The organism is Desulfosporosinus acididurans (assembly GCF_001029285.1).
Lineage (GTDB): Bacteria > Bacillota > Desulfitobacteriia > Desulfitobacteriales > Desulfitobacteriaceae > Desulfosporosinus > Desulfosporosinus acididurans.
Window position 1 is genome coordinate 1 of record NZ_LDZY01000014.1, and the last position, 15718, is coordinate 15718.

Sequence of the window (15718 nt, forward strand, 5' to 3'; positions counted from 1 at the left end):
GCGTAGTAAGGAGCTTGATGACAACCACCCCAGCAAAACGGATGCTAAGGACCCCAAAACAATTGCTAAGCTGGTCATCGAGGGGAGATACAATGAGCCCTATATCCCGGAGGGGATCTATGCAGAACTGCGAATAGCGATGGCTTGCAGAATGCGCATCCAAAAGGAAATGAGCAGTATAAAAAATCGCATTCAGAGGTGGCTGAAAATCTACTTTCCCGAGCATGAAACGGTGTTTGGAAAGTTTGATGCGACAAGTAGCATGCTGGTTCTGCAAGTTGCCCCGCAACCTAGGGATATCAAAAGACTTGGAGTAGAAGGAATAAACCGAATTTGGAGAGACAACAAGTTGAGAGCAGTCGGAATGAAAAGGGCTAAGAGCCTGTATGAAGCTGCTCAGAAGAGCATTGGTTGCACCGAAGGAGAGTCTTGTTCCCGAATGGAAATTCAGCTATTACTCCAAGACTATCACACTAAAACAGCACAATATCAGGCAGTCATAGAAACCATCGATGAGTTGTGCCGTCAGATACCAGAAGTAGCGAAGTTACTTGAAATTAAAGGTGTTGGCCTTGTTACCGTGGCAGGCTTTCTCTCCGAAGTTGGAGATATTAGACGCTTTAATTCTCCAAAGCAGATCCAAAAGCTTGCGGGCTTAGCCTTACGAGAAAGCAGCTCAGGTAAGCACAAGGGACAGACCACGATCAGTAAGCGCGGCCGCGCACGACTGAGGGCAATCCTATTTCAAGCAGTGATGCCGCTAGTCGCAAAAAACGCAGAGTTTGCAGAGATACACAACTACTACACAACAAGGATCAAGAATCCCCTGAAGAAGAAACAATCACTAATTGCCTTAAGCTGTAAACTAATTCGGGTGTTCTATGCAATATTAACAAAAGGTACAGAATACGATCCAGAAAAGCTAATTAAGGACATTCATCGTCCAGTTGAGCATTTAGCAGCGTAATTAGAATAGCAGCGAAACCATAAGAAACAAACGATCTGTGGGTTAAAGCGTCACCACAGAAGCGAGCAATCCAGGTAACCTAGCAAAACAAAAGAGCTGGTAGTCAGTCGCATATTTTTCCATTAGAGCAAGGACTCGGTAGAGGAGCATAACTGACACCCAATCATGGATAGGTGGAACGAAGGAATTTAGGGCAGATTTATAATCTTGACCCTGTTAGACATGGGAGGTTTACCACCGTGAGAATCATGGGTTTACAACGGCCAACATATCCACAAATAGTAGACGTTGGCTTTGCCATATCCAATTTCTCCGAATTAGACATTTTATGCGAATTCTATCCGTGGTGAGCTAATTTGGTTAGCTAGGAATTCTATGAAAATACGAGATATCTAAAGAAAATATCAAGATATTATAGGGAGGAGAATAAAGTGAAAGAAAAATTGTTGAGGACTGACACCAAAGCACTTGTGGGAGCTGTTATTATCGGTATTGTATTTCTGATTATGGACCAGGTAACAGGGCGAATCGACGGTATCTTAGATCCGACCCTTTTGCTGCTTAACGGAACCAGCTGGGCATTTTTTACGGGCTTAATAGTTTTGATGTACAAACAACCGGCAGGTATTATCGCCGGATTAGTGGAAGCTTTTGTAGCTATGGCAACTGCTTATTCCCCCCTGGCATTTTTCTTCTTATTTGCAAATACCCTGGGTTCTATTGCGTATTCATTAATTGCCTCTCAGTTGTCTATGAAAAAATTAAGTCATCATTTGATAGCTATGTTAGGTTGTACTGTTATTGGTAACTTTTGTGTTACGATAGGCTTGATAAATGTCTTTCATCTTGATTGGAAAATTGCCATTTTGTCTTCTGCGCTAACTACCTTAGTCGGAACCATCGTAGCAGGAATCCTTACGAAGAGCGTTTATCGTTCTTTACAGAAATCAGCATTACTCTAAAAAATAAGCAAAAGTTCACCTTCAAAGAGAATTAGGTCAAGAAACATCTGAAACTAAGGGGCATTTTGGGTAGAACAGGATTTGAAAGGGTTCATTGAATGACCTAAAAAGATTTGATGCGCAGAAAACTTTATATTTAGAACATGACCATGAAGGTCTTGCCTTAAAGAAGGGGCAGATTTTCATGGTTTATTTATGGCAGCATAGAAGTTTTTGTTCGCAGCCGGCGGTTTCGAGGTAATGACTGCAGAAAATATCGCACAGGCCTATGGAGTTCCGGTTACCGTCGAACGAATACAAAATCAAATGGTCGTTATCCCTATGTGATGCTAAATGAGTTATTTAGTATAAATTCTAAATTCTAATTATCTTATCTCATCTTCGACATAAGGTTATAGGAAACTTGGACAAGATTTAACAAGTTCTGCGGGTTATGTATTCTATAATTATCTTTGTCGATTAAAATTCATAAAATATGAACCGAATCAAATGTTTGATTTTGGAGGAATTAAAAGTGCTAGCTGAAGTGTTCACAATCGATACGAAAGATAATTCGTACCTCATATCATCTGCCTCTAAGGTGACTCAAATAGGCAGCGGCTTTCTTGAGTTAACTGAATATTCAAAGGATGAACTTGAAAGTAAAGACATTTCAGAAGTTTTTACCGGGCTATTAAGGCTATCTAAAAAGAAGTTTGAACAAATTGATATAAAAGACAACATAGAATGTTATATATTTACAAAATCCTTCGAAGTAAGAGAGGTGATAATATCTGTATTATCGGGTCGAGAATCAAACAATCTAATTTATACTGTTATTGAAAAGCCGAATTCAAGACTTGATGATAAACTCATTTTTGAAGAACAATTATTCAAAGATAATATTGTAGGTTGTTCCATTTACAGTGTACCTGATTTAATCTTGCTTAAATCAAATGAAAAATATCTTGAATTTATGGATCAATCATATAATACAATAGAAAAATGCATTGGCTTGTCATTATGGGAAAGTGTACCTGGATATATGGGAAGTAATTCAGAACAGTTATTTTTAACTATCATGAAAACTGGAATGCCCCAATATTATAATGAATTTAAATATGATCACTATGAGAGAGGAATTACTTATTGGGATGGCTCGGTAGTTCCAATATTTTCAAATGGAAATCTTAAATATATATATCAGACTTGTACGGAAATAACTGAAAAAGTTGCAACTAGGAATCAAATAGAAGAGCAGATAAAGATTATTGAATCACAAAATATAAAGCTGAATCAGCAGAATGAGTTGTTTAAACGTCACCTAAAATTACTCGACCTTTCAACAGAAGCTATTTTTGCCTGGGATTTAAATGGAGCAATAACATATTGGAATAAGGGCGCAGAAATGATGTACGGTTTTAGTCATAAAGAAGCAGTTGGTTGTGTCAGCCACGAGCTCTTAAAAACCGTACATTTTGGCATTACTGACAATATTATTTCTATGCTGGAGCGAGATGGGTATTGGAATGGTATCGTAGAACATACTACCAAAGATGGCAGGAAACTTATCATTGAGACAAGGCATCAGGTTATTTTGGCTGATCGCGGGAAACATATTGTACTTGAAACTAATCATGACGTCACCGAGCGTAAGCGGGTGGAAGAGAAAGTGCGAGAAAGTGAAGAACGCTTCCGAGCTGTTCAGGAAAACTCCCTTGATCGCTTTACAATTCTCAAGCCCTTTTATAATTATCAGGGCGAATTGGTTGATTTCACCTACGTTTATCAGAATGTCCAGGCTGCGATAACGACGGGACATAAACCGGAAGAACTCGTCGGTCTCCGCATGACCGAGGTCTGGCCTACCTTTCCCCAGACTCGCTTTTTTACGATGTACAAGGAGGCGGTGGAAACCGGGCAGGTTATGGAATTTGAAGAATGTTACCATGCGGATGGGATTGATGACTGGTTTCGAGCCACGGTTACTCATATACCTGAAGGCATTGCCATTGCCACTCAAATTATCACTGAACGCAAAAAAGCTGAGGCAGCGCTTCGCGAGAGTGAGAAGAATGCTCACGAACTTATTGCGAAACTTGAAAAAGCCGACCATTATAAAAACCAATTTATCAGCAGTCTTTCTCATGAATTAAGGAATCCGCTGGCCTCAATGATGATGAGTCTTTCTCTTCTAAAATTGGCAGCTCCGGATTCAGAACAAGCTTCACAAGCAAAAGAAATCTTTGAAAGGCAAACAATCCAACTCTCCCGTCTCGTCGATGATCTCCTGGAGGTTACTCGTATTTCTCAGAATATGATTAAACTAAAAATAGAGCAAATCGAGCTGAATAATCTTATTTTGAAGACAGTAAAAGATTTTATACCAATGTATGCGGAAAAAGGTGTGAATTTAGAATGGAATATTTTTTGCGAGCCAATTTTCTTGCAAGCTGATCCGGCTCGATTAACCCAAGTTATTGGAAACCTACTTCATAACGCTCTAAAATTTACGGGTAAAGACGGAAAAACGCAAGTGAATGTTTTCAAAGATGAAAAAAGTAATAAAGCGGTTATTACCGTAAAAGACAATGGGTTAGGAATCAAACCGGAGCAGTTACCGGACTTATTCCAGCCATTTATTCAGGCGGATACATCACTGGATCGCAGCAGCGGAGGACTTGGTTTGGGGTTAGCCATCGTCAAAGGCATGGTGGAGTTACATGGGGGTAATGTTATAGGTCATAGCGACGGACTTGGTAAAGGATCAGAATTTGTCATTAGTCTTCCTTTACTTACGAAGCAAGAGAGTAAAAATGAGATAAAGGATCATACCGAAAACAATGTGAAGTTTTTTCGACGGATTTTAGTAATTGACGATATCGAAGATGTGGCAGAAATCATATGTTCCCTTCTCCGGTTTTTAGGGCATGAAGTGATATCAGCCCCAAATGGAATCAAGGGGTTATCCGCGGCGAAAGACTTCAAACCAGATGTGGTATTTTGTGATATTGGGTTGCCGGGAATGAACGGGTATGAGGTGGCCAGAAATATACGACTGGATAATCAACTCAAAGGTATCTACTTGATTGCCCTATCAGGATACGCCCAACCGGAAGATTTGAAAAAGAGTATGGAAGCAGGTTTTAATTGTCATTTGGCAAAACCGCTTGATCTTGAAAAACTCAAAGAAATGCTGAATTTAGAAATGGCGTATAGCAAAAGATCAGAGCTGAATAATCAAAATTCAACTATATCTATTGCTAGCAAATAACTTTATAACTTGTTGTTAGAAACACCAACCCACAAAGAGTTATATGGAATCTGTTGTTCAATATCAATTAGAAAAATGAGTCATTGGAGTTTGTGGATAAAGGCTAAGGGAAACCGCCGGCAAATTATTGCTGGCGGTTTCTCTGCATTGTTGTGGTACAATTTAAAGATTATGGTCTTTAATATTTTGTATTATGTCAATTTGATTATTAAATAACAAATGCCTTCTTTTGTAGGTACTAACCAAAATAATACCAAATAATTACTTAGTATTATAATTTTAAATATAAATCGTAAAGTGTTATATATAAGATGATTGGACTTGTAATATATTTCGAACCAAATTATTGCTTAAATTTGATATTATCCCATTGTATGGAATATAAATTGCCATTTTTTAAATTATAATTAAAATTTTAACTATTTCTAACAATAAAAAAATACGATTGCGAGCATGTTTCTTTACTTTTGGTTTCAGTTGTATAATAGCTTAAAAATCATTAGAAGTATTTCATTATAATTGTACTTTTATTGATAAGAAATTAAAAAGAAAAGAGGTGAATTGCTTTGTCCGCAAAAATCAGGACAAAGCGACTGCATGAGGCAAGGTCTAAAACGAGAACTTGGTTTGCTTGATTTAACAATGATGGGGTTAGGGGCCATAATCGGTTCCGGATGGTTGTACGCCGCGCAGAAGGCGGGTAATCTCGCCGGCCCAGCGGCAATTTTCGCTTGGCTCGGCGGTGGCGTTGCGGTTATGTTTATTGCTTTAGTGTATGCTGAATTAGGTGCCATGCTTCCCGAATCCGGAGGACTTGTACGTTATTGCCAGTACTCTCATGGAAGTTTCGTCAGTTACATGATGGCTTTTGCCCTCATACTTGCCGATTCAACGGTTATTGCCATCGAAGCAGAAGCGGTTGTTCAGTATGCTAGTTATTATGTGCCATCACTTTATAATAACACTGCAGGCGCGATGACGGCCGCCGGATGGTGTTTGGCAGCAATTTTAATCGTTATATTTTTCTTCCTCAATTATCTTAGTGCAAAGGCTTTTGCTAAAAGTAATACTATCATAACCGCTTTGAAATTCCTGACTCCTGCTTTAACTGTTATTGTCCTGTTAACTCAGTTCCATGCTGGGAATATGGCCGCGGGTGGCTTTGCTCCCTTTGGTGTACCAGGAGTGTTTACAGCTATTTCTTCTGGTGGGATTATTTTCTCGTATTTTGGCTTTCGTCAAGCAGTTGTAATGGCTGGAGAAGCTAAAAATCCTCAGCGTGATGTCCCTTTAGCGATTGGTCTCGCGATTGGCTTGGGTATCATTTTATACATTCTTTTACAAACTGTCTTTATTGGGGCTTTACCTGCGAGTGAACTGGCGAAAGGTTGGGGGCATATCAATTTCCGATCTCCTTTTGCCCAGTTAGCCATGCTTCTTAACTTTAACTGGCTCGCTGCAATCCTCTTTGCAGATGCAGTTATCTCTCCTGCCGGGACTGGTAACATTTACATGGGGACAACCTCACGCTTGATCATGGCCCAGTCGGAAAATGGTTTTTGGTGGAAAGTATTTAAGAAAGTACATGCTAAATCGGGTGTTCCACGGCCTGCTCTCTGGCTGACTGTAGTGCTAGCCTTGGTTTGGACAGCCCCTTTCCCTTCTTGGGGAAAATTAGTCGGTGTTGTTTCAGGAGCAGTTGTCTTCACGTATATGATTGGTCCAATTAGCCTTGTAGCTCTTCGGCGTACCGCTCCCGGACTTCACCGCCCGTTTGTTCTTAAAGGTTTCAGTTTTGTGGCTGGTATTGCTTTTATCGTTAGCACTATGATCATCTATTGGAGTGGTTGGGCAACCGATTCGGTCGTAATGCTTGCCAATCTCTTTGGCCTCATACTATTTGTCGGTTTTCTGCTAGTTCGTCCTGATTTACGGACAAATATTGGTAAGCATATCAAAGCTGGCATTTGGCTCGTGGTTTATATGGTTTTCATGATTGCTATCAGCTACCTCGGAAGCTCTAAGTTCGGAGGCAAAGACTTTATCAAATACCCCATGGATCAAGTTGTCGCGATGATAGGAGCAGTTATTTTCTACTTCTGGGGAAGTGCCAGCGCATTCCCAACAGAGGAAATACTGAACGTTGTTGATGAACAAGCAAGGGACAAAAATCGCAGAAGGCTGGCTTAGAAGCTTGATGGGCTGGTTGGGGTGAAAGTTATAGATGAGTTCACTAGTTTGAGAGAATTCGAAATTGCTAATTAAAAGAGCGTCTATGGGCGCTCTTTTAGCGTTCTTAATACAGGAAATAGAGGATAGTGTGCTGGCGGAGTACGTAAGGTAAGTTACATAAAGCTCATTACGCATAAATAGGCTCCGGATAGGAAAAGTAAACAATTAATAATGATTAAAAATGCTCTCTGGCTTAGATGCTATCAAAGCAAAAACCAGAAAAACAATCGCTAAGGATATAATCAAATCAGTTTCTCTTTTTGACAAAAATTCAAATAATAAAAGGACCGAACACATCAACCATAAGGTTTAAATGATAACGATCCAATTAATTATAGCATATCATGTCGAAAAAACTGCAGTTCTGTGGGTAAGCTTGACACTGGGGCAATGATGGTAAATTGTCTTGTGAAATTGTTTTTTAAACAGGTCGGAAATTTTGACTTTTATACTATAACAATTTGTTGTAAAATGAGTATAGACATTTGATACAACCAGTCAATTTTAAAGATTTAGATGAAAAACAAGGAGAAGAAAATGGGTAAAACAATAGCTGAAAAAATATTTGACGCACATAGGGTAAACATGCCTTTTCCAGATACGCATGTTTTAAAATTGGATAGGGTGTTTTGTCATGAAATTACCACGCCGATTGCCATCACAGATCTTATGGCAAGGGGAATGGACAGAGTCTTTGATCCCACGAAAATTAAAGCAGTCATAGACCATGTAACACCTGCCAAAGATTCTAAAACGGCTGAACAGGGAAAGATACTGCGGGATTGGGCTAAAAGGCATGGTATCAAAGATTTTTTTGACATCGGAAGAAATGGCGTTTGTCATGCCATATTTCCAGAAAAGGGATTTGTAAGACCTGGGTATACAGTGATTATGGGGGATTCTCACACCTGTACTCATGGAGCTTTTGGAGCTTTTGCTGCGGGTGTCGGTACGACCGACTTGGAAGTAGGAATTCTTAAGGGTGTTTGTGCTTTCCACTTTCCGAAAACCCTTAAATTTGTACTTCGGGGTACTTTAAAGCCCGGCGTTTATGCCAAAGACTTGATACTTTTTCTTATTAAAGAATTGACTGTAAACGGTGCTACAAACATGGTCATAGAATTTACAGGACCGGTCATTGATGCCATGTCCATGGAATCACGTATGACTCTTTGCAATATGGCCATTGAAGCCGGAGGCACTTGTGGCATTTGTTACCCGGATATGACAACCGTTGAGTATTTATGGGAATTCATAAAAGATGAATTTAAAACGAAGGAAGACGCCTTGAAAGAATACACCAAATGGGTTTCTGATGAGGATGCTTCTTATGAGAAGGTCTATGAATATGATGTTACCAATTTAGAACCGATGGTTACGTTTGGTTACAAACCGGACCAAGTAAAAACCGTTAAGGAAATGTCAGGCAGCAAAATTGATCAAGTTTATATAGGGAGCTGCACCAATGGCCGTATCGAAGATCTGAGAATTGCTGCAAGTATTCTTAAGGACAAAAAAATCAGTGATGATGTGCGTGCCGTTGTAAGTCCTGCAACTCCGGCTATTTATTCGCTGGCCTTAAAAGAAGGATTAATTGAGATTTTCCAAAACGCCGGTTTTTGTGTTACAAATCCAACCTGCGGTGCATGTCTTGGCATGAGCAATGGAGTTCTTGCTGCTGGTGAGGTTTGTGCTTCGACGACAAACCGGAACTTTAATGGCCGAATGGGCAAGGGCGGTACCGTTCATCTGATGAGTCCTGCTACAGCCGCAGCTTCAGCGCTCGAAGGAAAAATAACTAATTCGCAATTATATAAAGCGTGAGTAATGGAGGGAACAATGAAACAATTTAGCGGAAAAGTCCTATTCTTGGATAGGTGTGATATCAATACCGATGAAATCATTCCAGCGAAGTACCTTACTGAAATCACTAAAGAGGCCTTAAAACCTTATCTATTAGAGGATTTGTCTCTTACCGGATTTAAAAATAAAGAAGATGTCAAGGACAAAGCAGTCATTGTGACAAGAGCTAATTTTGGTTGTGGTTCTTCCAGAGAACATGCCCCCTGGGCTTTGGAAGTTAATGGAATCAATGTCGTGATTGCTGAAAATTTTGCCAGGATATTCAGACAGAACATGTACAATTGCGGTATGTTTGCTATCGAATTACCAAAGGATAAGATCGAATATCTTTTTGAGACCTATGCAGGCAAAGACACTTCAATAACCATTGACATTGATAACGATAAGATTGTTGTAACTTCATCAGACCAGTCAGAAAAAATAGATTTCAAAGTCGGCGAGTTTGACAAAACTCTAGTTAAAGAAGAGGGCTGGGTCGGTTACGCTGATAAAAACTATTGATTGTATTGACTTTTTTAAACGCATGATCTATAATGGCAAAAATTAAATACACAAAGCTGTGACGAAAAATAGTACTTGTTTTAATATGCGCAGAGAGAAGATGGTTGGTGAAAATCTTCGTGAAGAAAACAGGGAAGCCATTTCTGAGCTGTTTAGCCGAATATATCTACCAGTAAGCTTTACCGGAGTTCCGACCGTTATAACGGAAGCGGCATTTTGTGCCGGCAGAGTGCAGAGTAACCTCTGAATTTAGGTGGTAACACGGATATGCTATTTCGCCCTAAGCTGATTAAAACAGCTTAGGGCTTTTTATTATGGGTTTTAGCTTGTTTATCGTAAAAGCAGCGATCTGTTGGGCGATTGCAAAAAATATTGTAGAAGGGTGATTTGTTATGAGAACATTCAATATGTCAAAGAAACTGGATTATGTCTGTTATGATGTCCGTGGGCCTGTGCTGGAGGAAGCAGAGCGCATGCGCAGTCAAGGCATCGATATTTTGCGTTTAAATATCGGCAACCCTGCACCGTTTGGCTTTGATGCTCCTGGAGAAATAATTCACGAGATGACTGAAAATCTGCACAATGCTGAGGGATATTCGGACTCCAAGGGTATTCTCTCAGCTCGTGAAGCAATTGTAAATTACTGTGAATATAAAAAAATACCGCATGTTGGGGTAGATGATGTATATACCGGCAATGGTGTCAGCGAATTAATTGTGATGGCTATGCAGGGACTTCTCGACAATGGAGATGAGATTCTCGTTCCTGCCCCCGATTATCCGCTGTGGACGGCAGCCGTCACATTGGCAGGTGGAAAAGCCGTCCATTACATCTGTGATGAGCAGTCCGAATGGTATCCGGATATACAGGATATAAGCAAAAAAATAACCCCCAAAACAAAAGGCATTGTTATTATCAATCCGAACAATCCGACCGGTGCGGTCTATTCAGTCGAAATATTGGAACAGATTGTAGAACTTGCCCGGCAGCACGGCCTTATTATTTTCTCCGATGAAATATATGACCGACTTATGATGGACGGTTTTCAGCACACATCCATTGCTTCATTGGCTCCTGATTTATTTGTTGTAACTCTGAACGGCCTTTCAAAATCCCATAAGATCGCCGGATTCCGCTGCGGATGGATGTGCTTGAGCGGAGACAAGTCACAGGCACGCGGCTATATTGCCGGGTTAAACATTCTATCATCTATGCGGTTGTGTTCAAATGTACAATCGCAGTACGTCATTAAAGCAGCCCTTTCAGACATCCATACATGCGACGACACTCTTTTACCTGGAGGAAGGATCTATGAGCAGCGCGACTATATAGTCAAGGCTTTAAACAATATTCCTGGTCTTCAGGCGGTAAAACCTAAAGCTGCTTTCTATGTCTTCCCCCGGATTGATACCAAACGGTTCCATATCACGGATGATGAAAAATTTATCCTGGACTTTCTGCATGAAAAACACATTCTTATGGTTCATGGGCGTGGATTCAACTGGCTTATGCCTGATCATTTCCGGATCGTATATTTACCCAAAATCGAGGAATTAAAAATTGCCTGTGACCGCCTAGGCGATTTTCTGGACGGGTATCGGCAGGCATGATAAACTTTTGAAGTCCAATTCTGGTTTTTGCTGCTCTGTAAAATGAACTTTGATAGAGAAAGGCCTAGGTAAAACTGGTCAGCCAAAGCAGTAGGCAATGGGAATATTATGATATGATCGGTAAGATTAAGTCGGGATGCTTCTGTATCCCGACATTTTTTTAGGTGTTATACACCTATACGGTTTCCGTATTTACTTTTATGCTTGGGTATGCGGGCTAACAAAGCGAGTGTAAATCCATTTTTTTGAAGTTAGAAAATTTGTACACAGGATATTGAAAATTAATGGAGAATACTATTCTGAAAAGTTTAGGATTTCTTAGAGCTTTTTATAATAATTCTACGCTGAGGGGCTTAGCTAAGTATCCGTAATTATATCATTATAGGCGAGAGAGGAATAATTAAGTGATAGAGCATTCTGAAGCTTGGCATCGTGCGATGAGACGTCGACGAAGAAATAGATTTGGGCTAATTGCATTTGCTTTCTTAGTAATCGTTCTTTGCTTAATAACATTTAAACACACCGGAAAAATGACGAACAGTAATGCGATGTCCGTAACGCCCCAGTCCTCAACAGTCAAAATTCCCGACGCAGTTAAAACTGCTCTCCAAGCAGCAGCTTCAGCGAGACATCCAGATTTACTGAGAAAATTCCCCTATCCTTTTAAGGCCATGTTAGCTATTTCTTCAGATATCGACATGACTACGTTAGGGGAGTTTGAAGAGTATCATAGATTTCTAAATACTAAGGAACAAACTCCCTATGGGCAAGGTTTAGGATTGGATATTGGAGATTCCTCCTGGCTATATATCGCGAATGACACCAAAGAAAAAGTTGATAAAGAAGGACACACTATTGACTATTCAATGTCCTATTTCCAAGGCATTGATCCAAATAAGCTTAAAGACGCGAAGAAAATAGTCCATTATTTTAAAGTTGGGTGGATTGATTCTTTGCATACCTTTGGGGACTTTTCACGAAATGATCACTCGATTAAATTCACGCGCGCTTTAGCTGTCGCCGCATGGAATGCAATGAACCAGAGTGGATTTAAACCTGAAGTTTGGATTAACCATGGATCTGAAACGAATGTTCAGAACTTCGGAATTTATAATTCTCATAATCTTTTTAAATACCAGCAAGGGGATAACCCTAAATCGCCGTACTATCATACAGACCTGACGCTTAAGAATGGGATTCGTTATGTTTGGGATTCTATGGGGGAAAATCAGTTTAGCTGGGATGACCCTTTGTTTCCAATTCATTTACGTGATGGTCAAAAGGTCTGGGGTTTCCATCGTTATACGAATGAACGAACTAAAGGTAAGATTAATTGGACTTGGGAAACACAATTTATATCACGGCAACTTACAAAAACAAGGCTGGATCAGCTTGTTCAAGAAGATAAGTATTCGATTGTGACCCAACATTTAGGTAAAGGGAATACAGGTTTTCCTTTTACTCCGGAAGGAGTTAAAACACTTAATTTATTGAAAAGTTACAATGATGATGGAAAAATATTAGTTGCTCGAACTTCCCGCTTGTTGGATTATGCTAGAAGTCAAAAACATGTACATTATTCACTCGTCCAGTTAAACGGTAAGACCTACATCAATATTAATACCATAGACGATCAAGTCTTAGGTTCAAGTATTCCGTCAATAGATGAGGTTCGCGGACTCACGTTTTATGTCAATGATCCATCGAGTACCTACTTGTTCTTAAATATGAATCCAATAAATGCTGATGATATACAATGTAACCCTCGGGATGAAAAAGGCAGAAAAAGTATAGAGATAAAATGGTTTAAACCTGATTATACCGATTATACCAAGGCGGAATAGATATGGTCATAATGATTATATGCTGGGCATGATTCGCGGGAATGGAATGATTTTGTGAAATGAAGAATGCCGAAATACTGGGTTTGGCTTCTGGTGGTGGCCAGCAGATGATAATATGGAAAAACCGGAGTGTTAAGCGATACAATTATTAAACGGAGCAATTTACTGCTCCGTTTTTATTTATTGATATAATCAGTCACCCGCACACTCAGTGGAGAAGAACAAGGAGAAAATTTAATGAATATTAGACAAGAAAGAGAAAGAGAGACCGTTCTTAGGAATTTCTTTACGGCTGATGGCAAATTAAAACAGATTCCTGTTCAACGAAAGAAAAAATTAATTGTATTGGAACGCATATTAGAGGGATTCATTGTTGGGCAAAGATATTTGGAAAAAGAGATTAACGAGCATATTAAAAAATATCATCCGGATTACGCTACTATTCGGCGTGAGTTTATTATCAACAACTATATGTATCGAGAGAATGGGATCTATGAAATGAATCCTCCGGAATTGTGGAGAAGAGAGGATCTACTCTAGACTGAAAGCATATCAAATTAGTATATGTTGTTGACATTAGTTATCCTCTGAAATACAATTAGTATAACAATAATTGTTGAAACAAGTAAATGAGGGTATCAGTATGTATATGTTTACAACTTATGATGAATCGGTAGGACAACTGACAAATCAAACCAATAAACTAATAATGCGCTATTTAAACTCAAAACTTGAATTGTATGATATTACTCTTGAGCAGTGGATTGTATTATTGAAATTATCACAGCAAGATAAAATCACACAGAAGAAATTGGCCGAAAATGTTGATAAGGATCAACCTACTTTGGCAAGGATATTGGATATTTTAGAAAGGAAAAAACTTGTTGAAAGAAAACCTAATGAAAAGGATAGAAGAGCATTTAGTGTTCAAATGACTGAGAAAGGAATAAACCTAAAGAAGCATGTGACACCTCTTCTTGAAAATTTATTTGCAACAATAGTTGAGGGAATCTCGGATGAGGAAATGGAAACATATAAACGTGTTCTCTTGAAAATAAACAGAAATATTACTATTCAAGAAAAGGTGGAGAAATAATTGCAAGGACTAAATTTAAAATCTTCGGACAGACTTTGGACGAAAAGGTATACCTTAATTTTAATCATAAATTTATTTGTTTACATTGCTTTTTATTTATTGGTACCGACTTTACCTGCATTTGCTAAACAGATTGGCGGGAGTAATTTACAAGCTAGTCTAGTAGTTAGTGGATTTTCTATATCTTCGCTTATATGTAGGGCAGTGACCGGAAATCTAGCTGATAAAGTGAATAGGAAGCCGCTTTTAGTAATTGGTCTCTTTATTTTAGCTTTATGCACTTTTTCTTATATGTTCCTCCCAATATCGGCAGTCATAGTTGTACGCATTCTTCAAGGGGTTGGTTGGGGAATGTCATCTACAGTTATTGCTGCCGTAGTTTCGGAAATGGTTCCCGGTAAACTTAGAGGCGAAGGAATGGGATATTATTCACTATCTATGATAATTTCGATGTCTTTGGCGCCAATTATCGCAATTATGGTTATGAATAGTTATAAGTTCAATGTAGTCGCTGCGTTTTCTATAATTCTAGTTGGTGTTGCAATGCTATTATTACAATTATTGAAGATTCCTCACAATAAGGTCCAAAGGGTAGGACATAAAAAAGAAAATATTATTGTACTGAGAGATTTATTTGAAAAGAGGGCGTTGTTTCCATCGTTTCTTTGTTTTTTATTGGTAATTCCTTTGTGCGGAATTATGAGTTATATCATGTTATATGGTCAAGAAATAAAGTTATCTAACATTTGGATATATTTTATTGGACATGTCTCAATGATTTTAGTGACAAGATCTTTTGTTGGAAAGTTATTTGACAGAAAAGGTCATGCTGTAGTAATTATACCCGGAGCAATATCAATGATCATAGGACTCGGAATACTCTCTTACGTACATTCTGTTACTACTCTGGTTATTTCGTCACTATTTTACGGGTTTGGATATGGTGCAGTTCAGCCATCATTACAGGCCTGGGCGGTAAACAGATCACCAGTTGAGCGTATAGGTGCGGCAAATGGAACGTTCTTATCCTCAATGGACTTAAGCTTTACCATTGGTTCAATAGTATTAAGCCTCATTGCAGAAATTAAGAGTTATGCTATAATGTATCGATTTTCTGATATCTTTATGGTTGTTTTCTTATTGGTATACGGTTTTAGACTATTGAAGGAAAAGAATAGTAATATCAATGATGAAGACTTGTTGGAAAATGTGAGTTAAATTAAAAATATCGGAGATTGTTCCGAAAACAGAACTCACTTAGACTCCGGGATCAATTCTCGGGAATCTAAGTGTTTTTTTTGCCCTAAAGTGGCTCGATATTTAGTTTAGTTCTAGTTCAATACTAATCATTGAAGTACGTTATTAAAATTGGCTGAATAAATACTTTCGG

The 15718-nt window shown here is 38.9% G+C and carries 11 protein-coding genes and 1 other annotated feature; all 11 genes read left to right on the forward strand.

Annotation, left to right across the window (positions count from 1 at the left end; translation table 11 throughout):
- Positions 1 to 967 (forward strand): IS110 family RNA-guided transposase (locus DEAC_RS17460; protein WP_047811372.1); only part of this gene is annotated, 967 nt, incomplete at its 5' end.
- 431 nt (positions 968 to 1398) lie between these two features.
- The gene (locus DEAC_RS17465) at positions 1399 to 1929 is read left to right on the forward strand and encodes a hypothetical protein (protein ID WP_047811373.1); all 531 of its coding nucleotides are present in this window, start codon (positions 1399 to 1401) and stop codon (positions 1927 to 1929) included.
- 499 nt (positions 1930 to 2428) lie between these two features.
- Entirely contained in the window at positions 2429 to 5182 is a 2754-nt protein-coding gene (locus DEAC_RS22345; protein ID WP_161796467.1) for a PAS domain S-box protein, read from the forward strand.
- A gap of 597 nt (positions 5183 to 5779) precedes the next feature.
- A complete protein-coding gene (locus DEAC_RS17475) occupies positions 5780 to 7372 on the forward strand; it encodes an APC family permease (protein ID WP_047811471.1) in 1593 nt (530 codons plus the stop codon).
- Positions 7373 to 7951: 579 nt separating this feature from the next.
- Positions 7952 to 9238, forward strand: a complete 1287-nt coding sequence (locus DEAC_RS17480; protein ID WP_047811374.1) for a 3-isopropylmalate dehydratase large subunit — start codon at positions 7952 to 7954, stop codon at positions 9236 to 9238.
- Positions 9239 to 9253: 15 nt separating this feature from the next.
- Complete coding sequence (locus DEAC_RS17485) at positions 9254 to 9778, forward strand: 3-isopropylmalate dehydratase small subunit (RefSeq protein ID WP_047811375.1); 525 nt, start codon at positions 9254 to 9256, stop codon at positions 9776 to 9778.
- 49 nt (positions 9779 to 9827) lie between these two features.
- Positions 9828 to 10064 (forward strand) — a binding site (T-box leader).
- A 106-nt stretch (positions 10065 to 10170) separates the two neighbouring features.
- On the forward strand, positions 10171 to 11388 hold the full coding sequence (locus DEAC_RS17490; protein WP_047811376.1) for a pyridoxal phosphate-dependent aminotransferase: 1218 nt from the start codon (positions 10171 to 10173) through the stop codon (positions 11386 to 11388).
- Between the two features lie 404 nt (positions 11389 to 11792).
- Positions 11793 to 13232: a hypothetical protein gene (locus DEAC_RS17495; protein WP_242847192.1), complete on the forward strand. Its 1440-nt coding sequence runs from the start codon at positions 11793 to 11795 to the stop codon at positions 13230 to 13232.
- A 237-nt stretch (positions 13233 to 13469) separates the two neighbouring features.
- Complete coding sequence (locus tag DEAC_RS17500; protein ID WP_083996269.1) at positions 13470 to 13772, forward strand: DUF2087 domain-containing protein; 303 nt, start codon at positions 13470 to 13472, stop codon at positions 13770 to 13772.
- Positions 13773 to 13875: 103 nt separating this feature from the next.
- On the forward strand, positions 13876 to 14328 hold the full coding sequence (locus tag DEAC_RS17505; RefSeq protein WP_242847193.1) for a MarR family winged helix-turn-helix transcriptional regulator: 453 nt from the start codon (positions 13876 to 13878) through the stop codon (positions 14326 to 14328).
- Positions 14329 to 15546, forward strand: a complete 1218-nt coding sequence (locus DEAC_RS17510) for an MFS transporter (RefSeq protein WP_047811377.1) — start codon at positions 14329 to 14331, stop codon at positions 15544 to 15546. It abuts the gene before it with no gap.
- Positions 15547 to 15718 lie beyond the last annotated feature (172 nt).